A 25899-nucleotide genomic window follows, 5' to 3' on the forward strand; every position below is an offset into this window, starting at 1 on the left:
GGGGTGCTCAGGCAGTGGCCAGCACCGTGCCCATGAAAACGGCAAAGCCGAGCCAGTGGTTGACCCGGAAGGCACGGAAGCAGCCCTCGCGGCTTCTGGTGCGGATCATCGTGTAGTGCCAGCCGGCCTGCAAGCCCGCGGCCACCAGGCCCAGCCAGGACAGCCGGTCCAGCCCCAGCGAATGGCTCAGCGCCCCCCAGGCGACCAGGTGGATGGCGTAGAAGGCCATCACCCCGGCCACGTCGAAGCGACCCAGCGTGATGGCCGAGGTGCGGATGCCGATGCGCAGGTCGTCGTCGCGATCGACCATTGCATATTCGGTGTCATAGGCCAGCACCCAGAACAGGTTGGCCAGCAGCAGCGCCCAGGCCTGCCAGGGCACGGCCGCGCCCACCGCCGACAGGCTCCACTCGGCGCCGCCCAGCACCGCCGAGAAGGCCATCGGGATGCCGAAGCTGAAAGCCACGCCCAGCACCGCCTGTGGCATCGCCACCACCCGCTTGGCATAGGGATAGACGAGCGCGATCGCCAGTGCCGGGAAGGACAGCAGGATGGTCGGCGCATTGGTGGTCAGCACCAGGCCGAAGGCCGCCAGCGCCAGCACCGCGCCCAGGCCCAGCGCCTCCTTCACCGGCAGCTCGCCGCTGGTCACCGGCCGCGCCGCGGTGCGCTTGACGTGGCGGTCGAACTCGCGATCGGCCACGTCATTGATGCAGCAGCCGGCGCTGCGCATCAGGATGGTGCCGGCGGTGAACACGACCAGCAGGTGCCAGCCGGGGAAGCCGTCGGCGGCGATCCACAGCGCGCTGAGCGTGGGCCACAGCAGCAGCAGCCAGCCGGCCGGCCGGTTCCAGCGGATCAGGTCAAGGTAGAGCGCCAGGCGCGAACGGGGAGCAGACATGCGGGAATTGTCACCGCTGCGCGACAGGTCGATCCCGCGCCCCGCTTGCCCGGCGGGCCTGCCCTCGTTAACCTTGCGGCCACGCTGAATGCAGTACCCCAGCGTACCCTCCATGACCCAAGCATCCAACGCCCCCGCGTGGGTCCTCCCCCCGGCCCAGACCCAGTCACTGAGCGAGCGCATCGGCGCGCTGCACGGTCAACTGCGTCGGGTGGCGCCAGCCATCGACCGCATGGCCTGTGCGCTCTACGACCCGGCCGAGGACCTGCTCAAGACCTTCGTCAACAGCACCGCGCACGGCGAGCCGCTGCGGGCCTACCAGTACCGCCTGTCGGACAGCCCCAGCCTGGGCGCGCTGGCCCGTGAACGTCGCGCCCGGGTGGTGGACCGCCTGGACCTGCTGCCGGCCACCGACACGGCCCACAGCCACTGGCTGCGCGAGCAGGGCTACCGATCGTCCTACACCGTGCCGATCTTCGACGGCGACACCTTCGAAGGCTTCCTGTTCTACGACTCGCTGCAGCCCGAGGCCTTCACGCCCGAGGTGGTGGACCGGCTGGAGGTCTACACCCAGCTGGTGGCGCTGATGATCAGCCACGAGGTGATCGCGGTGCAGGCGCTGGTGGGCTCGATGCGCGTGGCGCGCGACTTCGCCCACCTGCGCGACGTGGAAACCGGCACCCACCTCGACCGCATGTCGCGCTACGTGCGCCTGATCGCGCGCAGCCTGAGCGGTCCGCGCCAGCTGAGCGACGAGTTCATCGAACAGCTGTTCCTGTTCGCGCCGCTGCACGACATCGGCAAGATCGGCGTGCCCGACGCCCTGCTGCTCAAGCCCGGCCTGTACACCCCCGAAGAGCGCCAGCAGATGCAGCGCCACGTCACGCTGGGCTGCGAGATGATCGAGCGCCTGATCATCGACTTCCGCCTGGGCGGCATCAGCGGCATCGACATCCTGCGCCGCCTGGTGGCCCACCACCACGAATACCTGGACGGCAGCGGCTACCCGCAAGGCCTGCGCGGCGACGACATCCCCATCGAAGCGCGCATCGTCACCGTGGCCGATGTCTTCGACGCGCTGACCAGCCGGCGCGTCTACAAACCGCCGTTCGCCGTCGAGGACTCGATGAAGACGCTGGAGTCCATGGCCCGCGCCGGAAAGGTTGATGCCGAGTGCGTGGCGGCGCTGCGCCATGGCATGGACGAGGTGCGGGCGATCATCGCGCGCTTCGAGGAAACCGTGGAGCACTGACGAGCCCCACGCTCCGAGATCACCCTGACTGGCAGGATCGAGCCGCGCCGCTATAGTCGCCCGCAGCCTGCTGCGGCATCGACCAGGCAGGCCGACCACACATCAGTTCCAGGGAGAACCCACATGATGACCTTGACTGCCTGGCGCACCGGCGCCCGGTGGTGGCGCCCGTTCGCCGCCCTGTTGCTGAGCCTGCTGCTCAGCGGATGCGCCAGTGTCTACGTCGACAACGGCGTGCCTGAAGTGCCCAGTGCCCAGTTCGCCAAGCCGGCCCGGGCGCAGCCGGTGCAGGTGTTCTTCGAGTTCCAGACGAAGGGCGCGCCCAACGGGCGCGCCAGTGAGCTGGTGCGCGGCCGGGTGGTGAACCAGGTCAAGGACAGCGGCCTGTTCAGCACCGTCGTTGAACAGGCTGATCCGGGCGCCGGCTTGCTGAGCATCACGATCAACAACGTGCCGCTGTCGGACGACGCCTTCACCAAGGGTTTCGTCACGGGCCTGACCTTCGGACTGGCCGGCACCCAGGTGTCGGACGGCTATGTCTGCACGGCGCGCTACACGCCGCCCGGTGGTGGCTCGGCCGTGGTGAAGACGGCCCGTCATGCGATCCACACCACCGTGGGCGCCTCGGGCGCGCCGCAGAACGCCACCAAGGCCGAGAGCGTCGGCGACGCCGTGTTCACGATGAGCCGCCAGGTCGTCAGCCAACTGCTCAACGAGCTGTCGCGCGACCCGGCCTTCGCCGGCCGCTGATCCGGTTCCCCCCCATTTCTCCTATCCCGCACACCATGACGTCTGTCTTCCTCGCCACCGGCCGCCGCGTGGCCGCCCTGTCCCTGATCGCCGTGGCCGCACTCGCCACCGGCTGTGCCTCGGTCACCGTTCCCGTCACCGCCAGCGCTCCGAACGTCGAGCGCCTGAAGAGCAGCCCGCCCGCCCCCATGGGCGTCGGCGAGTTCAAGGCCGCGCCCGGCAAGGCCGCCGACGCCGACAAGGGCCTGAGCGTGCGTGGCGGCAACACCATCGCCCCGCAGGGCGGCAGCTTTGCGGTGCAACTGCGCGACCAGCTGGCCGCCGAGCTCAAGGGCGCCGGCCTGCTGTCCACCGATGGCCGCATCGTGGTCTCGGGCACGATCACCGACAACAACCTGGACGCCGGCATCGGCAAGGGCATCGGCCGCCTGGCGGCCCGCTTCCAGGTCAAGCGCGACGGTGCCCAGGTCTTCGACAAGGAGCTGGTGGCCGCGGCCGAATGGGAGTCGTCGTTCATGGGCGCGGTCGCCATCCCGGCGGCGTTCAACCAGTACGGCGCGCTCTACCAGAAGCTCATCGGCCAGCTGTTCGACGACGCCGACTTCAAGGCGGCTGTCAAGCGTTGAGGCCGACCTGGCGCTGGCCCAGTCGCGTGTCCACGCGGTGGGCCGGGGCCGCTGCGCGCCAACCTGTCGTATCCCTGCCGACAGCTGGGGAAGGCCCCGACGAGTGAGCCGCCCAGGCCAATCCTAGAATCGGCGCTCCCCAAGGCAGGAGGATGCAGATGGCTGTGCTTGAGTTTCCCGATGCGCTCGATCCCGGACACTGGGATCGGAAGAAAGGATCACTTCCCCCTCGAAGTGATGTGAGCGAGGCGCTCAAGGCATTGCACAAGCGGCACCAGAGTGTGGACTGGTCCGTCTGGGACATCGCCAGTGTGCGCAAGGTCCGCAGCCTGGCTGATTTGGACAAGGCCTACGGCAGCCGGGATGACGCCTGGGACAGTCTGGCCGAGGCGCTGGGCAAGTTGATCAGCACCGCCTCGGATACCGCCGCAAAGCAGGCCAAGGCCAAGGACGCAGCCAAGCCCACCCTGGAGGCCTGCAAGGACATCATCGCCGAGGCCCAGAAGCACCAGAAGCGCCTTGACACCCTGGGCAAGGAACTGGCGGCCGCCCTCAAGGAGGCGCGCCAGGCCCTGGCGGCGGAACAAAAAGGCTCCGAGGACGAGGGTGATGACGCTGATGCCGCCGTCGCCGCGCTCTTCGACCCCAAGCGTTTGCTGGCGCAGTTGATGATGTGCCAGCGCAAGCCGGAGTACCGACCGAACTTCGCCTTCATCGACGCGAACCCGAAGCTCAAGAAACCCGCTGCACTGTGTCTGCACGCCAAGGTCTCCGGCCGCACGCTGCTGCGTCGCCTGCAGGACGAGCAGGACATCAAGCAGGGTTGCTACGGCGTGGCGTGGATCGAAGATCGGGTGCTGAATCTGCGCGTGGACAAACCCTTCAGCGGCCTGACCAAGAAGGTTCGGGGGCCGCTCAAGGCCTGTGGCTTCCGCGTCAGCGCTGTCGTGCTGTGGGCCGAGGACGGCACGGCACTGGAGCGCGACGACGAGGATGACGCCGCCACAGCCCAGGACGAGACCGGCACGCCGCCGCCTGCCCCGCAGTCACCCGAGGTGCCGCCGGCGCCCCCAGGTGTCAGCCAGGCCGACTTCATGGCCCGGCTCAAGGCCCTGCAGCCGGCCATCGTCCAGGCCACGGGCGGCGCCTCCCGGGATCCCCGGGTCGCCGCGCTGGTGGCCCGCATGGGTGAACTGGCCAAGGCCAAGGACTTCGACGGCGCGATGGCTGTACTTCGCGCACTGCAGGACATGCTGTCATCCCGCGGCGGCGGCGGCGCAGGTTCGCCCAGCGGCGAGTCGCCGCTGGGCAATGAGTTCCCGGCCAAGTGGCGCCGCATCTCGAGTGAGTTGCGCGAGGCCAGCGAGTCGGTCGATGAGCAGATCAGCCGGCTGCAGCGCGTGCTGCGTGAGCAGGACGACAGCGAGCTCAAGGAGATTGCCGAGTTCGGCCTCAATGCGGTCACAGGCAACTTCAAGGTGCCCTTGCTGGCCGCGATGCTGGAACTGGGCGACGGCCACAACGCCACCGCCGAGGACGCGGCCGGCGCGCGCGAGCTGGCACGTGCCTACGCCAATCACCTGCGCGGCGACATCCGCGTCGCCGCCTGTGACCAGAACCCCTTCGGGATCGAAGTCAGCATCCGTGACACCCTGGCGGCGGCACTCGATCGCTTTGTCACCGAACTGTCCTGACCGAGGGAAGGAGCACCACCATGGTCATGTCGATCAGCCAGTTCAAGGCGGCCTTCAAGATGGGGGCCGAGCAGGTCAACCCCAAGATCCGCTGGGCCGCCACCAAGAACATCTTCCTGAGCCAGACCCGCCTGGCCTCCATCGCGTCCGACCTTGACGACATCGAGAACAGCCCGCCACCGGAGCGCCTCCAGAAGGTGCTGGATCTGCGCCTGAAGATCGCCCGCGCCAAGGAGGACCGCAAACTCAACGCCAAGTACGGACAACTGCTGGATGATCTCCACAAGAACCTGGCGGACACGGTGGTGCGGTCCCAGGACATCAGCGTCGGCCCGCCCAAGGTGTCCCTGGTCAAGACCATGGCCGGGGTACCCGGCGTGCGGGTTGACGACGAGTTCGTCAAGGACGACATGGGCACGCTTCACGGTGCCACGCTGACGCAGAACAAGTTCGACTACATCAACGACCTGGTGAGCAAGGTCAAGACCATGGGCTCCGACCTCGGGGTGGCGATCGACGGCCTGGACTCCCTGGTCATCAGCGCGGTCAAGGACACCAAGCTGGGCGTCGACTCAGGCGTCATCGATGGCAGCATCTGGGAGCAGGCCATCAACGAGGTCCGCAACAATGTGTCCAAGAACATCACCAAGGATCTGGCCGAGATGAAGTCCAGCGGCCTGCTGGGCCCGACGGCAACACTGGCCGGCATCCGTTTCACCGGCAGTGATTTCCACAAGGGCGGCAAGCAGGTGCTGATCCTGCGCTTCATCGACGGCGGCAAGGAGAAGAAGGTCGTCTACAAGCCAAGCAGTCTGGCCATCGACGCCATGCTGTTCGGCTCCGACGGCGTGGCGTCCAAGCTGGAAGGCGTGGACACCTATCGCATCGTGCCGATCATGACCAAGGATGTCCCGCCAGAGGACACCGGGCGCGGCTACATGGAGTTCGTGGACACCGGCGGTGGCCCCACCGGCAAGGACGACGTGCTGGACATCTACGCCAGCATGGGTGGTGCCATGGCGATGTCCTATTACGTCGGACTCGATGACGTCCACCAGGAGAACGTGCTGCTGAAGAAGAATTCGTTGCAGGTGATCGACATGGAGGCGACGACGGGCCTGTTCGTGCTCAACACCGACTACCTTGCGCCCAAGAAGAACCCGGAGGAGGACGACAAGGTCGATCCGCAGAAGTGCAAGAAGGGCGGATGGGCCGATCAGCTCTGGACCAAGTCGCTCGAGGGCATCCGCAAGACCATTGAGCGCGACATCCAGGACGGCAAGATCACCACCTTGCCGACCACGCCAGAGGCTCTCAACGCCCTGTTCAAGGGCTTCTCGGATGTGATCGGTCGGATGAGCGACCCGGGCAAGGGGCCTGACCTCAGCGAGCTCGAGAAGAACCTTGGCAAGTTGACGGCTCGATTCGTGCCGATTGCCACGGCCGAATTCAACAACCTCATCCCCACGGCCCAGCGCGACAACTACCCGCTGCTGGCGGGCGACACACCGGCGACACTGGACAGCTGGACCCGTTACATCGACGAAGAATTGGCACACCGCAATGGCGCCCTGCTGGTGCCGCTCAAGGGAGGCACGTCGACGCCGCTACCGACGATCCGAAATCTGATCGTCGCCGCGGGCGCCTGGAAAGCCCTGCGCGCTGGCGAGGTGCCGTACTACACACGCAACCTGGGGACCAACGTGGTCCGCGACGAGGACGGCAATCCGGTGACGATCGATGGCCACGCCAAGTCCAATCCCCTGGGGATCGTCGCGGCGATGAAGAAGCGGCGCGAGGAGGATCCGGCGGCCGTGGTCAAGTTCTTCAAGGCCCAGATGGGGACGCTGGTGACCGACATGCACGAACACATGATCGGCTGGTTGCGCGCGTTCAGTCACTGAGCAGATCGGCCCCGGGGGTTCAGTCCCCCATCCGCTGCTGAAACACCAACCCCGCGTGCTCGCGCAGCGCGTGGAACTTGATCTTCGGCCAGTTCTCCTGGATCGCGCGCAGCTCGCCCGCGTATTCCAGCAGCAGCGTGGGCGCGTCCACCGCGTCCAGCGCCAGGCGGTGGCTGTTGGCGTCGATGAAGCGCTTCAATTCCTTCTCGCCGCCGTCGGCTTCCTCGCAGGTCACCCAGCGCGCCACGTTGTAGCGCGCCGGCATGATGCGGGCCTTCACGCCGTACTCGTGCTCCAGGCGGTGGGCCACCACTTCAAATTGCAGCTGGCCCACGGCGCCCAGCAGCAGCACGCTGCCGGCCATCGGGCGGAAGACCTGGATCGCGCCTTCCTCGCCCAGCTGGGTCAGGCCGGCGCGCAGTTGCTTGGTCTTCAGCGGGTCGGCCACTTCCACCGAGCGGAACAGCTCGGGCGCGAAGAAGGGCAGGCCGGTGAACTGCAGGGCTTCGCCCTCGGTCAGGGTGTCGCCCAACTGCAGCACGCCGTGGTTGGGGATGCCGATGATGTCGCCCGCAAAGGCCTCGTCCAGCAGCTCGCGCTTCTGGCTCATGAAGGTGACCACGGTGTTGGGCCGCAGGGTCTTGCCGCTGCGCACCACCTTGAGGTTCATGCCGCGGCTGAATTTGCCGCTGGCCACGCGCAGGAAGGCGATGCGGTCGCGGTGCGCCGGGTCCATGTTGGCCTGGATCTTGAAGACCACGCCGGTGAACTTGCCCTCGTCGGGCTCCACCGTACGCTGGATCGCCGGTCGCGGGCCCGGCGGCGGCGCCAGGTCGACCAGCGCGTCCAGCACCTCCTGCACGCCGAAGTTGTTGACCGCCGAGCCGAAGAACATCGGCGTCTGGCGACCGGCCAGGAACTCGGCCTCGTCAAAGGCGGGGGCGGCTTCGCGCACCAGCTCGATCTCGCCGGCGGCCTGCTCGTACACGTCACCGAAGCGCTCGTTCAGCACCGGGTTGGCCAGGCCGTCGACGATCTCCTCGGTGCCCGCCACGCGGTCCTCGCCGGGGCTGAAGACGCGCATCTGGTCCTTGCGCAGGTCCAGCACGCCACCGAAGAACTTGGCCATGCCCACCGGCCAGGTGAAGGGCACCACGGTCATGCCCAGCTCGCGCTCGATCTCGTCCATCAGCGCCAGCGGCTCCTGCACCTCGCGGTCCATCTTGTTGACGAAGGTGAGGATGGGCGTGTTGCGCGCGCGGCAGACCTGCAGCAGGCGGCGGGTCTGCGGCTCCACACCATTGGCGGCGTCGATGACCATCAGCGCCGCGTCCACCGCGGTCAGCACGCGGTAGGTGTCTTCCGAGAAGTCCTGGTGGCCGGGGGTGTCGAGCAGGTTGATGGTGCAGCCGCGGTACTCCATCTGCATGACCGAGGAGGCCACCGAGATGCCGCGCTGCTTCTCGATCTCCATCCAGTCCGAGGTGGCGTGGCGCGTGGCCTTGCGGGCCTTGACCGAGCCGGCGATCTGGATCGCGCCCGAGAACAGCAGCAGCTTTTCCGTCAGCGTGGTCTTGCCCGCGTCGGGGTGGGAGATGATGGCGAAGGTGCGGCGCTGGCGCACCTGCTCGGCGAGTTCGGCGGACATCGGGGCGGGTATCGGTCGGGGGCCACCGGGCGGCGGCCAACCCCTGATTATCGCGGCCTGGCCGTTCCCGCGCGCTCGCGCCGGCGGGCGTCGGCGGCCATCTCCTGGCGCAGCCACTGTGTGAACTGCCGCGTCGGCCGGGCGTGGGCGGCGTCCAGCAGCTCGATCAGCGCGTCGGCGCGCACATGGGCGTCCAGGCGCCAGGTGTCGGGCGTGCTGCGGCCGCGGGTGGCGGCCAGCAGGCGGGTGGTGTCGGGCAGGCCGTCCAGCACCCGGCGCAGGTCGGCCACGTGCAGCCACCAGTGGCCGTCTTCGTCCTCGATCACGCCGATCAGGCGGCCGCGGTACGCGCGCTTGCCGCGCAGCGCGTGGGCGGTGGCCAGGCGGGTGGTTTCCAGCGCCGCCTGGCTCAGGGCGTTCTGCAGCGGCAGCGTGACCACCAGCGCCACCAGCGGCGTGGCCGCCACCAGGCCGATGGAGCCGGCGATCGCCCAGCCCAGGCCAAGCAGCCCCACGCTGACCACCGCGGCCAGCAGCAGCAGGCCCAGCACGCGCGTCATGCGCAGCGGGCACCACCAGCCGGCGGGGAGGGCGGCGTTGATGCGGTGAGTGAGGGGCGCATGGCCCCGACTCTAGCGGTCCCGGGGCCGCAGCGTGACGCGCGCGCTGCGCGCGCCCTCGGCACTCAGGTGCAGGCGCGCCGGGCCGACGAGGTCGCAGCCCTGACCAGCCGACAGCACATGGTCCGCGGGCTGGCCTTCGATGGTCAGCCAGACGCGGCCCTGCAGCACGCGCAGCTGGTGCGGGCCGGCCACGCAGTCCAGGCTGCGCACGCGGCCGTGCGGGCCGTTCAGCGGCGCGAGGTGGAGATCCTCGCCGGCGGTGCCGGCCGAGGGGCGTTCAAGCAGCGGGGTGGCGGTGTTCATGGCCTGCATGCTGAGGGCCCCGGCCCCGCGGCGACAGCCACAGCAGCGCGCGGACCGCACTGGTACAGACTGCGCACCGCGCGGCGCTGTACCAGCCGTCCTGCGGGGCTGCTGTACCAGTCGGCCTGCCGCCCACCGGTACAGAATGCGGCATGGACGCGCCCGCCACCGACCCCGGCACCCAGTACCTGCGCATCGCCCACGGCCTGGCCGATGCGATGCGCCAGGGCAGCCTGGCGCGCGGGCAGCGCCTGCCGTCGGTGCGTGAGACCGCCCGCCAGCACGGCGTGGCGATTGGCACCGCGGTGCAGGCCTACCGCTGGCTGGAGGACACGCAGCTGATCGAGGCGCGGCCGCGCGCCGGTTTCTTCGTGCGCGGTCCGCGCAGCGTGCAGCTGCCCGAGCCCACGATCGCCCGCGCCACCCGCAAGCCGCAGGCGGTGTGCGTGGACGACGCGCTGGGTCGGCGCCTGCTGGGCCCGGTGGCGGCGCAGGGCGTGGTCAGTTTCAGCAGCGGCACGCCCGACGCCAGCCTGCTGGACGCCGACCGCGTGCGCCGCACCCTGGTGCGCACCGTGCAGCGCCAGCGCGCGCTGCTGTGCCAGTACCCCGGCGCCCACGGCCACCCCGAGGCGCGCCAGGCGCTGGCCCGCTATGCGCTGACGCTGGGTTGCAGCCTCGACCCCGAGCGCATCACCATCACCGCCGGCTGCATGGACGCGGTCAGCCTGTGCCTGCGCACCGTCACCCGGCCGGGCGATGTGGTGGCGATCGAATCACCCACCCACTACTCCTTCCTGGAGCTGCTGCAGGGCCTGCACCTGAAGGCGCTGGAGATTCCCACCCACCCGCGCCACGGCCTGTCGCTGGACGCGCTGCAGCTGGCGCTGGACACCCAGCCGGTGCGCGCCGTGCTGGTGGTGCCCACGCTGTCCAACCCGCTGGGCAGCTGCATGCCGCTGGCCGAGCGCCAGCGCCTGGCGGCCCTGGCCACGCGGCACGACATCGCGGTGATCGAGGACGCGGTCTACAGCGACCTGGTGCTCAGCGACACCCTGCGCCGCAGCGTCAAGAGCTACGACAGCAGCGGCCATGTGATGCTGTGCGACTCCTTTTCCAAAACCGTGGCGCCGGGCCTGCGCCTGGGCTGGGTGGAGGCCGGGCGCTGGACCGAGCCGCTGCAGCGCCTCAAGAGCCTGCACGGCGCGCAGACCGCGGTGCTGGAGCTGGCACTGGCTGATCTGCTGACCCAGGCCGGCCACCAGGCGCTGATGCGCCAGCTGCGCAGCGAGGCAGCGCGCCGCCTGGAGCAGGCGCGGGCCTTGATTGCCGAGCACTTTCCGGCCGGCACCCGGGTCAGCGACCCGCCCGGCGGCTTCCTGCTGTGGGTGGAGCTGCCGGCGGGTGTGGATGCGCAGGCGGTGCAGCAGGCGGCGCAGGCCGAGAACATCCTGGTCGCGCCGGGCTCGCTGTTCAGCGCGCACGCGCGCTTTCGCAACTGCCTGCGCATCGGCGTGGGAGCCGACTGGCGCGCCGGCCACCCGGCCGCGCTGCGCCGCGTGGGCGAACTGGCCTGCAGTCTGGCGCGCAGCCAGATGCGCACGCGCTGAAACGCCATGGCCACCCGCTGGTCCCCCCGCCTGTTCCGCTGGCACCGCTGGCTGGGCTACCTGGTGGCCTGGCAGGTGCTGGCCTGGATGGTGGGCGGGGTGCTGTTCGCGTGGGTGCCCTTCCAGGCCTGGGTCAAGGCGGGCGATGTGCTGGCGACGGCCACCGAGCCGCTGCCGTCGCAGTGGCCCCAGGCGCTGGCGCGGGCCCAGCTGCCCGACACGCCGGTGCTGGCGCTGAGCAGCGTGTCCACCGCCGCGGGTCCGGCCTGGAAGCTGCGCACCGCCCAGGGCGAACACTGGCTGGATGCGCAGGGCGCGCCGCTGGCCGCGCCCGACGCCACCGCGATCGCCCGCTATGCCCAGCAGCGCTACCGCGGCGACGGCCGGCTGCAGGCGGTGGAGCGGCTGGCCGAGGTGGGCCCGCGCTGGGGCATCGTGCGCGAGCTGGGCGAGCGGCGCGAGGTGTGGGTGGCGCGCTTCGACGACACGCTGTCCACCCGCTTCTACCTGGACGCCCGCAGCGGCGAGCTGCTGGCCGCGCGCAACGACGCCTGGGTGCTGTACGACTTCTTCTGGCGCCTGCACGTGATGGACTACCGCGGCGGCGAGGACTTCAACAACCCGCTCTTGCGCGCCGCGGCGCTGCTGGCGCTGGGCCTGGTGGCCGTGGGCGTGGTGATGCTGCTGCTGGCGCTGCGCCGCCACTGGCGCCGCCCCCGCGGCTGAGCGCCGGCCCACAATTCGTCACCAGGCTTCACACGCGCGTCACGTGCGGCGGTCATCATCGCGGCCTGCCTTGAAAGGAGGTTCCTGATGAGCAACCCCTCCTCCCTGTCGCCGGTGGGCAACCGCGCCCTGGTGCCCCTGTGGGTGGCCGGCCTGTACCGCGATGCCCACGCCGGCCTGCGCGTGCAGCTGCTTGAGCGCCTGCTGCGCCCGATGGGCGTGCTGGGTCTGGTGGCCGTGGCCGATGGCGTGTTCGCCGCCCTGCGCCATCGCCACGGCTGGCAGCGCCTGCAGGTCACCGCCGAAGACACTGCCGCGGTCAGTGCCGACCATGTCTTCCAGCTGGTCGCCTACCTGCAGGAGCGCACGCCCGAGGCGCTGACCTCCTTGTCCGACCTGCTGGCCAGCCACCCCGCGGCCCTGGCCACGGTCAGCGGCGCGCTGCTGTGGGACCTGCTGCGACGCAGCGGCCGCTGAGCTGGAGGCCGCCCCAAGGTGGCCGCGGCCCCCTCGGGGGTGGCGACGCCGCGCAGCGGCTGGTGTGGTGTTCCGCTAAGAGGCCAGCTCGCGCAGCGCGTCAATCGCCTGCTCGATGCGCTCCACCGGCACGATGCGCAGGCCCTCGATCGGCTTCTTGGGCGCATTCGCCTGCGGCACCACGGCCACGCTGAAACCCAGCTTGGCCGCCTCCTTCAGCCGCTCCTGCCCGCGCGGCGCCGGCCGCACCTCGCCGGCCAGGCCCACCTCGCCGAAGGCGATGAAGCCGCGCGGCAGCGCGCGGCCGCGCAAGGAACTCTGGATGGCCAGCAGCACCGCCAGGTCGGCCGCCGGCTCGCTGATGCGCACGCCGCCCACCGCGTTGACGAACACGTCCTGGTCCATGCAGGCCACGCCGGCGTGGCGGTGCAGCACCGCCAGCAGCATCGCCAGCCGGTCGCGCTCCAGGCCCACGCTCAGGCGCCGCGGGCTGGGGCCGCCGGCATCGACCAGGGCCTGGATCTCCACCAGCAGCGGCCGCGTGCCCTCCAGTGTCACCAGCACGCAGCTGCCGGGCACCGGCTGGGCGTGGGTGGACAGGAAGATCGCGCTGGGATTGGCCACGCCCTTGAGACCCTTCTCGGTCATCGCGAAGACGCCGATCTCGTTGACCGCGCCGAAGCGGTTCTTGATCGCCCGCACCAGACGGAAGCTGCTGTGCGTGTCGCCCTCGAAGTACAGCACCGTGTCGACGATGTGCTCCAGCACCCGCGGGCCGGCCAGCGCGCCCTCCTTGGTGACATGGCCCACCAGCACCATGGTGCAGCCGCCGGACTTGGCGGTACGGGTGAGCTGCGCCGCGCACTCGCGCACCTGGGCCACCGAGCCGGGCGCGCTGCTGAGCTGGTCGGAGTAGAGCGTCTGGATGGAATCGATCACGCAGAAGGCCGGCTGCTCGGCGGCGATCGTGGCCTGGATCTTCTCCAGCCCGATCTCGGCCAGCACCCGCACCCGCGTGCCCGCCAGGCCCAGCCGGTGCGATCGCATCGCCACCTGGGCGGTGGACTCCTCGCCGGTGACATACAGCACCTTCATGCGGCTGGACAAGGCATCCAGCGCCTGCAGCAGCAGCGTGGACTTGCCGATGCCCGGATCGCCGCCGATCAGCACCACGCCGCCCTCGACGATGCCGCCGCCCAGCACCCGGTCCAGCTCCTCCAGACCGGTGGGCGTGCGCGCCACCTCGGCGGCCTCGATCTCGCTGAGCGTGGCCACCGGCTGCGAGGCGGCCAGCGCCTGGAAGCGGTTCTTCGCCGGCCCGGCGGCCTCGGCCACGGTTTCCTCCAGCGTGTTCCAGGCCTTGCAGGCCGGGCACTGGCCCAGCCAGCGCGGCGCGGTGCCGCCGCATTCGCTGCAGGTGTAGATGGTCTTGGCTCGGCTCATGGGACGATTGTGGCAGTGGCGACCTACACTTCCAGGCATGGCATTCAGTACCTGGCTCCCCTTCTTCCTGGCCACCGTCGCGATCAGCCTGTCGCCCGGCCCCGGCGCGATCGCGGCGATGGGCGCGGGGCTGAACCACGGCTTCCGGCGCGGCCAGGCGATCGCCTTCGGCCTGGCGCTGGGCGTGTGGACGCAGCTGCTGGTGGTGGGCGTGGGCCTGGGTGCGCTGCTGGCCACCTCGGCGCTGGCCTTTGCGGTGCTGAAGTGGGTGGGCGTGGCCTACCTGGTGTGGCTGGGCGTGCAGCAGTGGCGCTCGCCGGCGGCGCCGGTCAGCGCACCGGACGGCGAGGGCGCGGCCGGCACCACCCGGGGCCAGTTGGTGCTGCGCGGCTGGGGCGTCAATGCGCTGAACCCCAAGGGCACGGTCTTCCTGCTGGCGGTGATGCCGCAGTTCCTGGACCCGGCGCTGCCGATGGGTCCGCAGTACGCGGTGATCGCGGCCACCTTCGGCGTGGTCGAGTTCACGGTGATGACCGGCTACGCCGCGCTGGCCTCGCGCGTGCTGCGCCTGCTGCGCACACCGGCGCAGATCCGCTGGATGAACCGCAGCTTCGGCGGCCTGTTCGTGGCCGCTGGGGCTTTCCTGGCCTTGTTCAAACGGGGGGTGTGATGTCGAACCCGTCGAGCCTGTCCGGCCCGTTCGCGACCGGACTCAAGCCGCCGTATTGGGCGGTCATCTTCGCCAGCCAGCGCGAGGGCCGCGACGCCGGCTATGCCGAAATGGCCGATCACATGGTCGATCTGGCCCGCCGGCAGCCAGGCTTCCTGGGCATGGAGAGCACGCGCGATGCGCAGGGCTTCGGCATCACCGTGTCCTACTGGCGCTCGCCCGAGGACATCGCGCAGTGGCGCCTGCATGCCGAGCACTCGGATGCGAGGCGCCTGGGTCGCGAGCAGTGGTACAGCCAGTTCGAGCTGCGCGTGGCCAAGGTCGAGCGGGCCTACGCCTTCGAGCGCAGCGCCGGGTAGGGCGCGTCCCACAAGGGCGCGGGCCGCGATTCGTTGGCCGCCAGGCGGTCCTCATGCAGGTCAGCCTGCGCCCACCAGGCCTGCTGGATCCGGGTGGCCGGCAGGTCGAAGCGCTCGCTCAGGCACGCGGCCAGCGCCGGCAGTTCGCTGGCCGGCAGGCACAGCACCGCGTCGGCATGCGCGGCCATGACCAGCCAGCGCTCGCCGTCCAGGCTGCAGGCGCAGTCGTAGATGCCCGCCGGGGCGCCTTGCAGCACGGCCTGCAGCAGGTCGCTGGCCTCGCGCACGCTCCACGGATCCACATGATCCAGCCAGTCCTCGATCCGGTTCATCACCAGCATGAGCGGCTCCCGTTGTTGTGACATGCGCGCTTCATCGGCCGCCCGCCGGCTTCGTGAAGTCAGCGAAAGCCACAGGCTGTATCCAGCTGCATCCCGGACAATCCAGGGCTCGCAGTGACGAAGGAGACCGGATGAATCCGCGGGTGGGATGGGCGCTGGCAGCCGCCGCAGTGGCACTGGGCGGCTGGCAATGGGGCTGGCAAGGCGTGCTGCTGGGCGCCACGGTCGTGGTGTTCTGGCTGCTGCTGCAGTTCAGCCGCAGCCTGCGGGTGCTGCGCCAGGCCGGTGCCGCGCCCAAGGGCGCGGTGGCCAATGCGGTGATGCTGCACAGCCAGCTGCAGACCGGGATGACGCTGATGCAGATCCTGCCGCTGACCGGCAGCCTGGGCGAGCCGCTGGCGCCGCCCCCCGAGGAACGCTTCGCCTGGACCGACGCCGGCGGCGACCGCGTGGAGCTGCTGCTGCGCGGCGGCCGGCTGGCCGAGTGGCAGCTGCGGCGCGCGGAACCGTAAAATCGCGGATTCGACCGATTTCGTACAAGGACATTGAGCCATGGGCATGGAAGACCGCGACGGCAAGATCTGGATGGACGGCCAACTGGTGGATTGGCGCGACGCGAAGATCCATGTGCTGACCCACACGCTGCACTACGGCTGCGGCGCCTTCGAGGGCGTGCGCGCCTACAAGACGCCCAAGGGCACGGCCATCTTCCGCCTGCGCGAGCACACCGAGCGCCTGCTGAACTCGGCCAAGATCCTGCGCATGAAGGTGCCGTTCTCGGTGGAGCAGCTGGAAGAGGCGCAGAAGGCCGTGGTGCGCGAGAACGCCCTGGAGAGCTGCTACCTGCGCCCGCTGGTCTGGATCGGCTCCGAGAAGCTGGGCGTCAGCCCCAAGGGCAACCAGATCCACGCCATGGTCGCCGCCTGGGCCTGGGGCGCCTACCTGGGCGAGGAAGGCTTGAAGCGCGGCATCCGCGTGAAGATCAGCAGCTACACCCGCCACCACGTCAACATCACGATGACGCAGGCCAAGACGGTGTCGAACTACACCAACAGCATCCTGGCCAACATGGAAGCCACCGACGACGGCTACGACGAGGCGATGCTGCTGGATGCCTCGGGCTTCGTCAGCGAAGGCGCCGGCGAGAACCTGTTCGTCATCAAGAACGGCGTGGTCTACACCCCCGACCTGTCGGCCGGTGCGCTCAACGGCATCACCCGCAACACCATCTTCCACATCTGCCAGGACCTGGGTCTGAAGCTGGTGGAAAAGCGCATCACCCGCGACGAGGTCTACATCGCCGACGAGGCCTTCTTCACCGGCACCGCCGCCGAAGTCACCCCCATCCGCGAACTCGACCGCATCGAGATCGGCAGCGGCAGCCGCGGCCCGATCACCGAGAAGATCCAGGCCGCGTTCTTCGACATCGTCAACGGGCGCAACGAGAAGTACGCCCACTGGCTGACCCTGGTCTGAACCCACAAGGAACGCCCACCATGAGCGAACAAGCGAGCGTCGTCGAAGTCAGCGCCAAGGACCTGCAGGGCCCCGGCGTGGTCTTCTGCCCCAACCCCAAGATGACCCAGTGGAGCGCCCACCCGAAGGTCTATGTGGACCTCAGCCACGACGGCGAGGGCCGCTGCCCCTACTGCGGCACGGTCTACCGCCTGAAGGCCGGCGAGAAGATCGCCCACGGCCATTGACCACCGTCAAGCGCCGCTCGGCGCGGGGGAAAAGAGGCACCTTCGGGTGCCTTTTTTCATGCCTGGCGGCCAGGGCCGCCGCCTAGGATGGCCGCACGCTCGCCTGCGCGCGGGCTTCACGCCTGTCCGGGAGATTCGTCATGCCCAGCCGCCGTCACCTCGTCCGCCTGCTTGCCGGCCTGCTGGCCCTGGGCCCGCTGGGCACCGCGCTGGCCGCGCCAGCGGCGGCGCCGGGGCCGCTGCGCATCGGCGTGGCGCCGCATTCCAGCGCGCGCGTCATCCTGGAGATGTACCAGCCGCTGCGTCTGCACCTGGAGCAGGCGCTGCAGCGGCCGGTGGACATCGTCACCGCCCCTGACTTCACCGAGTACGCGCGCCGGGCGGTGGCGCAGCAGTACGACATCGCGATCACCACCGGCCACCAGGCGCGGCTGCTGCAGACCGATGCCCGCTACCTGCCGCTGCTGACCTACAAGGCCGATTTCAAGGCGGTGGCCGTGGTGGCCGCCGACAGCCGCTACCGCGAGCCCAGGGACCTGGCCGGCACCTCGGTGGTGGGTCTGTCGCGCTCGTCGCTGGTCACGCTGTGGGGCGAGCACTGGGCCTTCCGCAACGCGATCCCCACCCTGACGATGCGCTACGTCAGCGCCTCGGACAGCACCGGCCAGCTGGTGATCAAGGGCGAGTGCGCCGCCGCCTACATGTCGCTGGCCAACTACCAGAACCTGCCGGCCGCGGTGCGCGACCAGACCCGCATCCTGGCCGAGAGCCTGCCGATGACCGGCCGCACCTACCTGCTCAACGAGCGCCACGCCCGCAGCCAGGCCGCCATCAGCGACGCGCTGTGGAGCTTCGCCCAGACGCCCGAGGCCAAGGCCTACTTCGCGCGCTACAAGCTGGGCGGCTACCGCGCGCTGGAACCCCGCGAGCTGGTGGCGATGGAGCCCTACGCCAACGAGGTGCGCAACGAGCTGAAGGCGCGCTGATGGACCTGGCGCCCTGGCGCACGCTGCGCGGCCGCCTGGTGGTGACCGCGCTGGTGGTGGAGATGGTGATGCTGGCCATGCTGGTCGGCAACAGCCTGCGCCTGCTGCGTGAATCCATGGGCGACCAGGCCGAGCGCCAGGCCGAGCAGATCTCGCCGGTGCTGGTGGCGGCGCTGGTGGCGCCGCTGGCGCAGCTCGACTACGCCACCGTCAAGGCGGTGATCGACGAAAGCCAGGCGATCCGCGGCATCAGCTACGTGGCCGTGCTTGACAACAGCGGCCGCCAGGTGGCGCTGAGCGGCTGGCCCGAGGGCCGGCCGCTGCCTGAGCCCGATCGTCGGCTGGACCTGCAGGAGACCTTGCCGCGCTACGACGTGGCGCGCCCGATCAATCTGGCCGGCCAGCACCTGGGCACGCTGCGCTTCGGGCTGGACCTCTCGCACATCGTGCAGGCGCGCGGCGAGCTGCTGAGCCAGGGCGTGGCGATCGCCGCGGGCGAGATGCTGCTGTCGGCCGGCCTGCTGAGCCTGCTGGGCCTGCTGATCACGCGCCAGCTCTCGCGCCTGACCCGCGCCAGCCTGCAGGTGGCGACGGGCAATTTCGCGATCGAGCCGGTGCCCGAGGGCCGCGACGATGTCGGCCGCCTGGGCGCCGCCTTCAACGCCATGTCCGGTGCGATTGCCGAGCGGGTCGAGCAGCTCACCCGTGCCAACGAGCAGACGGTGCGCATGGCCGCTTCGCTGCACGAGCGCAACCTGCAGCTCGACGCCATCCTGGCCCTCAGCCCCGACGGCTTCGTGGCCTTCGACTCGGCCGGCCTGGTGCGGATGGTCAGTCCGGCCTTTCCAGGGCTCAGCGGCCTGGCCGAGGCCGATGTGGTGGGCATCGACGAGACCCGCTTCTCGGCGCTGCTGTCGGCCGCCTGCCGGCCCGGGCAGAGCTTCCCCGGCGTGGTGGCCATGCAGGCCGCCCAGCAGCAGGCGGGCGATCGGCCGCTGCGCCAGCTGATCACGCTGGCCGCCACCGGCCGCGAACTGGAGGTGGGCCTGCGCGAATCAGGCAGCGGCGAGGTGGCACGGCTGCTGTTCTTCCGCGATGTCACCCATGAACGCGAGGTGGACCGCATGAAGAGCGAGTTCCTGTCGCACGCTGCGCACGAGCTGCGCACGCCGATGGCCAGCATCTTCGGTTTCTCCGAGCTGCTGCGCCTGCGGCCGATGAACGAGACGCGCCGCGCCGAGGTGCTGGCCATCATCCACCGCCAGGCCGGCGCGATGACGCAGATCATCGACGAGCTGCTGGACCTGGCCCGCATCGACGACCGCCGCGGCCAGGACTTCGAGTTCACCGAGGTGGACACGCTGGCGCTGGCGCGCGAGGTGGCCGAGGCCTTCGGCCTGCCCGAGGGCCGCGCGGCACCGCTGCTGGCGCTGCCCGACGGCCCGCGCCGGGTGCGCGCCGACCGCGCCAAGCTGGCGCAGGCGCTGCGCAACCTGCTGTCCAACGCCTACAAGTACTCGCCGGGTGGCGGCGAGGTCCGGCTGTCGGTGATCGACGCCCCGGACGGCCGCGTCGGGCTGCGGGTGGTGGACCAGGGCATCGGCATGAGCGCCGAGCAGGTCGCCCGGGTCTTCGAGCGCTTCTACCGCGCCGACAGCTCGGGCGCGATCCCCGGCACCGGCCTGGGCATGAGCATCGTCAAGGAGCTGATGGAGATCCAGGGCGGCAGCGTCGAGCTCAGCAGCCAACCGGGTGTGGGCACCACCGCCACGCTGTGGCTGCCGGCGCTGCGCTGATCAGGCCCGCGCGCGCAGCGCCTGCAGCACGCGGCACTGGCGCTCGATCGGCGCGGGCACCGGCAGCTCGCCGGCCAGCATGCGGCCAATGGTGCGGGCGGTGCTGGCGGGGTCGATCTCGGGCGGCAGCTCGGGCAGGCTGGCCAGCGTGCCGCCCTGCGCCTCGACCGACAGGCCGTCGTCCAGCCGGCCACGCACAAAGGCCTTGAGCGCCGGCAGTCGCCGCGCATCGGCCACCGGCTCGCCCTCGGTGCCGCGCAGCAGCAGCGCGGTGGCGCCGGTCTGGCCCAGGAACTCCGACAGGCTCAGCGCGTACTCGGGGTGGGTGTGGTTGACCACCCGCACCGCGCCGGGCAGGGCCGGCAGCAGCTTGGCCAGGGTGTGGCCCGGGTTGCGCAGGCCCAGCACGGCGCGCAGCTTCAGCAGCTCGGCCAGCGACGGGTGCAGCGCCTCCAGCGGCATGAACACCGGCTGGCCGGCCGCCCAGGCCTGCGCCGCCGCCGCGGCATCCTCGGCCTGCGGCCAGCCCAGCGCGGCAAAGACCTGGGCGCTGGTGATGCGGCTGGGGTCCTCGGCAAAGCCGTGCACCAGCACCGGCACGCCTTCGCGGGCCAGCAGCGCGGCCAGCAGCGGGGTCAGGTTGGGCAGCTTGCGCGCGCCGTTGTAGCTGGGCAGCACCACCGCGGCGGCGGGCGCGCTCAGCGCCAGCGTGCGCGGCTCGACCGCGTCCATGAAGCCGGCCAGTTCCTCCGGCGTCTCGCCCTTGATGCGCATGGCCAGCGCGAAGCCGCCCTTCTCGAGGTCGCTGACGCGGCCATCCAGCAGGCGGGCCATCAGGTCGGCGGCCTGGGCGCGGCTCAGCGAGCGGGCGCCCTCCTTGCCGCGGCCGATCTCGCGCAGGTAGGGCGCGATCGTGGGTGGAGCGGAGTTCATGGCCCGATTGTCGGGCCGCGCAGGCCCGGGCCACTGGGGGCCCGGTCAGGGGATCAGAAGGTTTCCCAGTCGCCGTCGGCAGCGCTGGCCGCGGCAGGGGCCGGCGCGGGGGCCGCTCGGGCCACCGGTGCCGGCGCCGGCGCGGCGGACCGGGTGGCCGAGGCCGCGGGCATCTGGGTGAGGCCACGCTGCTCGCACTCGTGCATCAGCTGCCGGATCAGGCGCACCGTGGACTGGGTGGCTTCGGCAAAGGGCGTGCCGCCGTCCATGGCCGCGATCGCCTGGTCGCTCTGGCCGGCATTGACCAGCCGGGCGACGGCGCCCACCTGCCGGTGGAAGCCGGCATGCTCGGACACCAGCGCGGTGAACGAGGGCAGCTGGCCGCAGCGGTGCCGGCCCTCGCCGTGCAGCCAGCCGCCCAGCGGGCAGGCGTCGTCACGCGAGACGGTCTGGATGTCGAGCTGCTCGCCCTGCATCGCCGCGTTGCGCAGCTTGGTGCGCCACTCCACATGGGCGCGGACCGCCTTGTCGAGCGAAAAATCCTGCTTGTCGGCGGCGCGGGCCTCGCGGCGCAGCTGCACCGCGTCGATCTGGGCGACGCTGCGCTCGTCGGCCGACAGGCGGAACAGGCGCATCGTGTCCACCACCGCGCCGGCCTGGGCCGACACCGTGTTGGCCGAGGCGGCCAGTTGTTCGACCATGGCCGCATTCTGCTGCGTCAGGCCGTCCATCTGCGAGACGGCCTCGTTGATCTGGCTGACGCCCTGCTGCTGCTCGGCAGCGGCGGTGCTGACCTGTTCCAGCACCTGCGCCACCTCGCCCACGGCGTCACGGGCACGGGCCATCAGTTCGCGGGTCTCGCGGGCATGGTTGACGCCCACCGTCACCCGCTCCTGGGTGCCGGAAATCAACCCGCGGATCTGCTGCACCGCGTCGGCGGTGCGTTGCGCCAGCACGCGCACCTCGGCGGCGACCACCGCGAAGCCGCGGCCCGATTCGCCGGCCCGCGCGGCTTCAACCGCCGCATTGAGCGCCAGCAGGTTGGTCTGGAAGGCCACGCCCTCGATGGTCTGGACGATCTCGCCCATGCCATCGGCGGCGCGGCGGATCTCATCCATGTCGCCCACCACCTGCTCGACGGCCTCGGCGCAGGCGCGGGTGGTCTGGGCGGTGTCCACCGCCAGGTCGGCGCCACGCCGGGCGGACTCGGCGCTGAGCTTGATCGCGCCATTGATCTCTTCCATCGATGCCGCGGTCTGCTGCAGGTTGGCGGCCTGCGACTCGGTGCGGGCCGACAGGTCCTGGTTGCCCGCCGAGATCTCGCCGATCGAGCTGCGCACATGGTCCATCTCGCGCCGGCTGTCGAAGACCACGGTGCGCAGGTTCACGGCCAGCTGGCGCAGCGCCAGTTGCAGCCGGCCCTGGGTGCCTCGGGCGCCGGTGGCCGGGGTGTGCGACAGGTCGCAGGCGGCCAGGTGCTGGGCATCGTCGGTCAGTCCGGTCAGCACGCGGCGCGTGTGGCGCGCCGTGCCCCAGGCCGCCAGGGCGCCCGGCACCAGCGCGGCGGCCAGCGCCCAGCCGGCGGGCAGCACCAGGGCCAGGCCGACGCCACCCAGGGCCGCCAGCACCGGCAGGCTGCCGCTGATGCCGCCCAGCGCATCGCGGGCACGCGCCAGCCATTCGCCGGACCGGCCGGACAGGGTCAGTCGGCGCAGCTGGCCATGCTGCAAGGTGGTGACCAGGCGGCCGTGCGCGGCCTCGTCACGCATCTGCCGGTACAGGGCCTCGGCGGCCTGCACCTCGTCGCGGCTGGGTTCGCTGCGCACCGACAGGTAACCCACCACCTCGCTGCCATTGAGCATCGGGGTCACGTTGGCCCGCACCCAGTAGTGGTCGCCGTTCTTGCGCCGGTTCTTCACCAGCGCCGTCCAGGGCCGACCCTGCTCCACGGTGGCCCACAGGTCCCGGAAGGCCTCGGCCGGCATGTCCGGGTGCCGCACCAGGTTGTGCGGCTGGCCCATCAGCTCGTCGCGGCTGTAGCCGCTGACCTCGATGAAGGGGCCATTGCAGTAGGTGATGCGACCTTGGATGTCGGTCACCGACACCAGGGTGGCACCCTTCGGGAAGGCGTACTCCTGCTGGGTCACGGGTCCGTTGTTTCTCATGGCGAGCGTCTGTGTCCGGCAATGTCGGGAGGTGACACCAGTATCGACACGATCGGCCGCCACAAGCCCCCAAAGCAAGCAGGTCTAAACCCCTCTATTCGTGCCGCCAGGGCATACCCCCGGGTGGATCGGGCCGGAAGCTCAGGCCGGCGGACCGGCCGGTGCACCGAAACGGGCCGCCAGGGTGGCGCGCAGCCAGCGGTTGGCCGGGTCCTGGTGCTGCCGGGCATGCCAGTACAGGCTGATCGCTGCCGCCGGCAGCGGTGCGGGCACCGGCAGTTGCACCAGGCCGAACGGTCCTTGCAGCGCCTGGGCCAGGCGCTCAGGCACCGTGGCCAGCAGGTCGGTGCCAGCCAGCAGGTGACCCACCGCCACGAAATGCGGCACGCTCAGGCGCACGCGGCGGCGCAGGCCGTGACGGGCCAGCGCCTCGTCGACCTGGCCGTGGCCGGTGCCCTCGGCCAGCACGCGCAGGTGCTCGGCGGCCTCGAAGGCCTCGGCGCTCAGCGGCGCGTTGGCCAGCGGGTGGCCGCTGCGCATCAGGCACACATAGCGCTGGTCGAACAGCTGGCGCTTGTAGAAGCCGCGCTGCAGTTGCGGCAGCAGGCCGATCGCCAGGTCCAGCTGACCGCCGGCCAGCGCCTCGGCCATCTGCGCACTGGGCTGGCGCAGCGTCGACACGCGGATCCCCGGCGCCTGGGCCGCCAGGTGCTGCATCAGCGGCGGCAGGAAGTAGATCTCGCCAATGTCGCTCAGGCCCAGGCGGAACTCGCGCGTGCTGTGGGTGGGCTCGAAGGCCGCCTGGGCCTGTCCGGCTTCCTGCAGCCGGGCCAGCGCCTCGCGCACCGCCGGGGCCATGGCCTCTGCGCGCGGCGTGGGCTGCATGCCGGTGGGCGTGCGCACGAACAGCGGGTCCCCCAGCTGGCGCCGCAGCCGCGCCAGCGCATTGCTGACCGCCGGCTGCGACAGCCCCAGCGCCAGCGCCGCCCGCGAGACCTGGCGCGTGCGCATCAGCTGGTCGAACACCACCCACAGGTTCAGGTCGCTGGCCGGGGCGCCCATGTGTATTGATTCAGTGAATATGGACTATTCGTGAAATTCTATTGGCTGATGACCGAGGATTGCCGATCATGCGTGCCTTGACCCAATGCAAGGCTCGCATGACCCCCACCACCGCCCTGCCGCCCTGGGCTTCCGAGGGCACCCACCGCATCCCGTTCGGCGTTTACACCGACGAGCAGCTGCACCAGCGCGAGCTGCAGCGCTTCTTCTACCAGGGCCACTGGTGCTATGTGGGCCTGGAGGTGGAGGTGGCCGAGCCGGGCGACTTCAAGCGCACCAGCATCGGCGAGCGTTCGGTGATCATGACGCGCAGCGCCGACGGCGAGATCCATGTGGTCGAGAACGTCTGCGCCCACCGCGGCATGCGCTTCTGCCGCGAGCGCCACGGCCGGGCGAAGAACTTCGTCTGCCCGTACCACCAGTGGGGCTACGGCCTGGACGGCAGCCTCAAGGGCGTGCCCTTCCAGCGCGGCGTGCGCAAGGGCGACCAGGTGCATGGCGGCATGCCGGCCGACTTCAACCCGGCCGAGCATGGCCTGACGCGGCTGAAGGTGGCGCGCCGAGGCGGCGCGGTGTTCGCCTCCTTCGACCATGGCGTGGAGAGCTTCGAGGACTACCTGGGCCCGACCATCCTGGGCTACTACGACCGCCTGTTCAACGGCCGGCCGCTGAAGCTGCTGGGCTACAACCGCCAGCACATCCCGGGCAACTGGAAGCTGATGCAGGAGAACATCAAGGACCCCTACCACCCGGGCCTGCTGCACACCTGGTTCGTCACCTTCGGGCTCTGGCGCGCCGACAACGAGTCGGCGCTGAAGATGGACGCGCGCCACCGCCACGCCGCGATGATCTCCACCCGCGGCCAGGCCGGTGAGGCCGGGCAGGTCACGGCGGTGTCGAGCTTCAAGTCGCGCATGCAGCTCAACGACCCGCGCTTTCTGGACATCGTGCCGGAGCCTTGGTGGGGTGGGCCGACGGCCGTGATGACCACGGTCTTCCCCAGCGTGATCCTGCAGCAGCAGGTCAACAGCGTCTCGACCCGCCAGATCGTGCCCGACGGCCACGGCGCCTTCTTCTTCGAGTGGACGCACTTCGGCTTTGCCGACGACGACGCGGCGATGACCGAGCGCCGGCTGCGCCAGGCCAACCTGTTCGGACCGGCGGGCTTCGTTTCGGCCGACGACGGCGAGGTGATCGAGTTCTCGCAGCAGGCCTTCGACAGCACCCCTGGCGGCCACACGCTGGCCGAGCTGGGCGGGCGCGACGTAGGCGACACCGGCCACATGGTGACCGAGACGCTGATCCGCGGCATGTACCGCTACTGGCGCGAGGTGATGGAGGCCGGCGAATGAACGCGCAGACCCTGTACGAGATCGCGCAGCTGCATGCCGACTACGCCGCCGCGGTGGACGCGGGCGACTGGGACGCCTGGGTGGCGCTGTTCACCGAGGACTGCGTCTACCGCATCGTGCCGCGCGAGAACTTCGAGCGCGGCCTGCCGCTGGCCACGCTGGCCTTCGACAGCCGCGCGATGCTGCAGGACCGGGTGTACGCGATCCGCGAGACGCTCTTCCACGACCCCTACTACCAGCGCCATGTGGTGGGCCTGCCGCGCCTGCTGTCGCAGGACGACGCGGGCCTGCGCTGCGAGGCGAACTACGCGGTGTTCCGCACCAAGCTGTCCCAGCTCAGCACGGTGTTCAACGTCGGCCGCTACCTCGACCGCGTGGTGCACACCCCCGCCGGCTGGCGATTCGCCGAGCGGGTGTGCGTGTACGACAGCGAGATGATCCCCAACTCGCTGATCTACCCGATCTGAGCGCGGCCCGGAGGTCGTCCGTCCGCCCCGAGATTCGCAGGGCTTGTCCCTGGTCAACCTCCGCGATCGCCGGAGTCCGAATACTGCGGGCCATTCCCGCCGCCTGTC

The 25899-nt window shown here is 70.4% G+C and carries 26 protein-coding genes; 17 read left to right on the forward strand and 9 right to left on the reverse strand.

Features of this window, described 5'->3' with window-relative positions; all coding sequences use genetic code 11:
- Positions 1-7 precede the first annotated feature (7 nt).
- On the reverse strand, positions 8-901 hold the full coding sequence (gene ubiA / locus KAK03_RS06395; protein WP_210852539.1) for a 4-hydroxybenzoate octaprenyltransferase: 894 nt from the start codon (positions 899-901) through the stop codon (positions 8-10).
- A 112-nt stretch (positions 902-1013) separates the two neighbouring features.
- Here ubiA and KAK03_RS06400 point away from each other — a divergent pair, with 112 nt between their 5' ends.
- The 5 genes from KAK03_RS06400 to KAK03_RS06420 all read left to right on the forward strand — a co-directional run bounded on the left by KAK03_RS06400 (position 1014) and on the right by KAK03_RS06420 (position 7127).
- On the forward strand, positions 1014-2153 hold the full coding sequence (locus tag KAK03_RS06400) for an HD-GYP domain-containing protein (RefSeq protein ID WP_210852540.1): 1140 nt from the start codon (positions 1014-1016) through the stop codon (positions 2151-2153).
- A 123-nt stretch (positions 2154-2276) separates the two neighbouring features.
- Positions 2277-2903 (forward strand): hypothetical protein, encoded by a 627-nt coding sequence (locus KAK03_RS06405; RefSeq protein ID WP_247660968.1) that lies wholly within the window; start codon positions 2277-2279, stop codon positions 2901-2903.
- Between the two features lie 35 nt (positions 2904-2938).
- On the forward strand, positions 2939-3529 hold the full coding sequence (locus KAK03_RS06410) for a hypothetical protein (RefSeq protein WP_210852542.1): 591 nt from the start codon (positions 2939-2941) through the stop codon (positions 3527-3529).
- Positions 3530-3810: 281 nt separating this feature from the next.
- Entirely contained in the window at positions 3811-5223 is a 1413-nt protein-coding gene (locus KAK03_RS06415; RefSeq protein WP_210852544.1) for a hypothetical protein, read from the forward strand.
- A gap of 20 nt (positions 5224-5243) precedes the next feature.
- Positions 5244-7127 carry a DUF4135 domain-containing protein gene (locus tag KAK03_RS06420; protein WP_210852545.1) on the forward strand — a complete coding sequence of 628 codons (1884 nt, stop codon included), beginning with the start codon at positions 5244-5246 and terminating at the stop codon, positions 7125-7127.
- Between the two features lie 19 nt (positions 7128-7146).
- Here the strand turns inward: KAK03_RS06420 and KAK03_RS06425 are convergent, their stop codons facing one another.
- The 3 genes from KAK03_RS06425 to KAK03_RS06435 form a co-directional block, all read right to left on the reverse strand.
- Positions 7147-8775 carry a peptide chain release factor 3 gene (locus KAK03_RS06425; RefSeq protein ID WP_210852547.1) on the reverse strand — a complete coding sequence of 543 codons (1629 nt, stop codon included), beginning with the start codon at positions 8773-8775 and terminating at the stop codon, positions 7147-7149.
- A gap of 47 nt (positions 8776-8822) precedes the next feature.
- Positions 8823-9335, reverse strand: coding sequence for a hypothetical protein (locus KAK03_RS06430; protein WP_210852548.1), 513 nt, complete (start codon positions 9333-9335; stop codon positions 8823-8825).
- A 72-nt stretch (positions 9336-9407) separates the two neighbouring features.
- Positions 9408-9701: a DUF2917 domain-containing protein gene (locus KAK03_RS06435; RefSeq protein ID WP_210852550.1), complete on the reverse strand. Its 294-nt coding sequence runs from the start codon at positions 9699-9701 to the stop codon at positions 9408-9410.
- A gap of 152 nt (positions 9702-9853) precedes the next feature.
- Between KAK03_RS06435 and KAK03_RS06440 the strand changes: the two genes are divergently transcribed.
- The 3 genes from KAK03_RS06440 (at position 9854) to KAK03_RS06450 (ending at position 12514) form a co-directional block, all read left to right on the forward strand.
- On the forward strand, positions 9854-11311 hold the full coding sequence (locus KAK03_RS06440) for an aminotransferase-like domain-containing protein (protein WP_210852552.1): 1458 nt from the start codon (positions 9854-9856) through the stop codon (positions 11309-11311).
- Between the two features lie 6 nt (positions 11312-11317).
- Positions 11318-12037 (forward strand): PepSY domain-containing protein, encoded by a 720-nt coding sequence (locus KAK03_RS06445; protein ID WP_210852555.1) that lies wholly within the window; start codon positions 11318-11320, stop codon positions 12035-12037.
- An 87-nt stretch (positions 12038-12124) separates the two neighbouring features.
- Entirely contained in the window at positions 12125-12514 is a 390-nt protein-coding gene (locus KAK03_RS06450) for a hypothetical protein (protein ID WP_210852556.1), read from the forward strand.
- A 75-nt stretch (positions 12515-12589) separates the two neighbouring features.
- Here KAK03_RS06450 and radA read toward each other — a convergent pair whose 3' ends face one another.
- Positions 12590-13957, reverse strand: coding sequence for a DNA repair protein RadA (gene radA, locus KAK03_RS06455; protein WP_210852558.1), 1368 nt, complete (start codon positions 13955-13957; stop codon positions 12590-12592).
- 37 nt (positions 13958-13994) lie between these two features.
- Between radA and KAK03_RS06460 the strand changes: the two genes are divergently transcribed.
- Together KAK03_RS06460 and KAK03_RS06465 are read left to right on the forward strand one after the other, a co-directional pair.
- The gene (locus KAK03_RS06460) at positions 13995-14627 is read left to right on the forward strand and encodes a LysE family transporter (RefSeq protein WP_210852560.1); all 633 of its coding nucleotides are present in this window, start codon (positions 13995-13997) and stop codon (positions 14625-14627) included.
- On the forward strand, positions 14627-14986 hold the full coding sequence (locus KAK03_RS06465; RefSeq protein ID WP_210852562.1) for an antibiotic biosynthesis monooxygenase family protein: 360 nt from the start codon (positions 14627-14629) through the stop codon (positions 14984-14986). The genes KAK03_RS06460 and KAK03_RS06465 overlap by 1 nt, the downstream gene beginning before the upstream one ends.
- Here KAK03_RS06465 and KAK03_RS06470 read toward each other — a convergent pair.
- Complete coding sequence (locus tag KAK03_RS06470) at positions 14959-15327, reverse strand: hypothetical protein (RefSeq protein ID WP_210852564.1); 369 nt, start codon at positions 15325-15327, stop codon at positions 14959-14961. The genes KAK03_RS06465 and KAK03_RS06470 overlap by 28 nt on opposite strands.
- 131 nt (positions 15328-15458) lie before the next feature.
- On the opposite strand from KAK03_RS06470, the gene KAK03_RS06475 reads away from it, so the two are divergent.
- From KAK03_RS06475 to KAK03_RS06495, 5 genes are all read left to right on the forward strand, one after another.
- The gene (locus tag KAK03_RS06475; RefSeq protein WP_210852566.1) at positions 15459-15839 is read left to right on the forward strand and encodes a hypothetical protein; all 381 of its coding nucleotides are present in this window, start codon (positions 15459-15461) and stop codon (positions 15837-15839) included.
- 40 nt (positions 15840-15879) lie between these two features.
- Positions 15880-16803, forward strand: coding sequence for a branched-chain amino acid transaminase (locus tag KAK03_RS06480; RefSeq protein ID WP_210852568.1), 924 nt, complete (start codon positions 15880-15882; stop codon positions 16801-16803).
- Positions 16804-16823: 20 nt separating this feature from the next.
- Positions 16824-17030, forward strand: a complete 207-nt coding sequence (locus tag KAK03_RS06485) for a zinc-finger domain-containing protein (RefSeq protein WP_210852570.1) — start codon at positions 16824-16826, stop codon at positions 17028-17030.
- 140 nt (positions 17031-17170) lie between these two features.
- Positions 17171-18016 (forward strand): phosphate/phosphite/phosphonate ABC transporter substrate-binding protein, encoded by an 846-nt coding sequence (locus tag KAK03_RS06490; RefSeq protein WP_210852572.1) that lies wholly within the window; start codon positions 17171-17173, stop codon positions 18014-18016.
- Entirely contained in the window at positions 18016-19812 is a 1797-nt protein-coding gene (locus KAK03_RS06495) for a sensor histidine kinase (protein WP_210852574.1), read from the forward strand. The genes KAK03_RS06490 and KAK03_RS06495 overlap by 1 nt, the downstream gene beginning before the upstream one ends.
- Here the strand turns inward: KAK03_RS06495 and ybiB are convergent, their stop codons facing one another.
- The 3 genes from ybiB to KAK03_RS06510 form a co-directional block, all read right to left on the reverse strand.
- The gene (gene ybiB / locus KAK03_RS06500; RefSeq protein WP_210852576.1) at positions 19813-20745 is read right to left on the reverse strand and encodes a DNA-binding protein YbiB; all 933 of its coding nucleotides are present in this window, start codon (positions 20743-20745) and stop codon (positions 19813-19815) included. It lies immediately after the preceding gene.
- A gap of 53 nt (positions 20746-20798) precedes the next feature.
- A complete protein-coding gene (locus tag KAK03_RS06505) occupies positions 20799-22910 on the reverse strand; it encodes a methyl-accepting chemotaxis protein (RefSeq protein ID WP_210852578.1) in 2112 nt (703 codons plus the stop codon).
- A 141-nt stretch (positions 22911-23051) separates the two neighbouring features.
- Entirely contained in the window at positions 23052-23972 is a 921-nt protein-coding gene (locus KAK03_RS06510) for a LysR family transcriptional regulator (protein ID WP_210852580.1), read from the reverse strand.
- A 98-nt stretch (positions 23973-24070) separates the two neighbouring features.
- Here KAK03_RS06510 and KAK03_RS06515 point away from each other — a divergent pair, with 98 nt between their 5' ends.
- Positions 24071-25324 carry an aromatic ring-hydroxylating dioxygenase subunit alpha gene (locus KAK03_RS06515; protein ID WP_210852582.1) on the forward strand — a complete coding sequence of 418 codons (1254 nt, stop codon included), beginning with the start codon at positions 24071-24073 and terminating at the stop codon, positions 25322-25324.
- Complete coding sequence (locus KAK03_RS06520) at positions 25321-25791, forward strand: aromatic-ring-hydroxylating dioxygenase subunit beta (protein WP_210852584.1); 471 nt, start codon at positions 25321-25323, stop codon at positions 25789-25791. Before KAK03_RS06515 ends, KAK03_RS06520 begins: the two co-directional genes overlap by 4 nt.
- Positions 25792-25899: the final 108 nt, after the last annotated feature.

Origin of the sequence: Ideonella alba (assembly GCF_018069845.1) — a bacterium.
Taxonomy (GTDB): domain Bacteria; phylum Pseudomonadota; class Gammaproteobacteria; order Burkholderiales; family Burkholderiaceae_C; genus Ideonella; species Ideonella alba.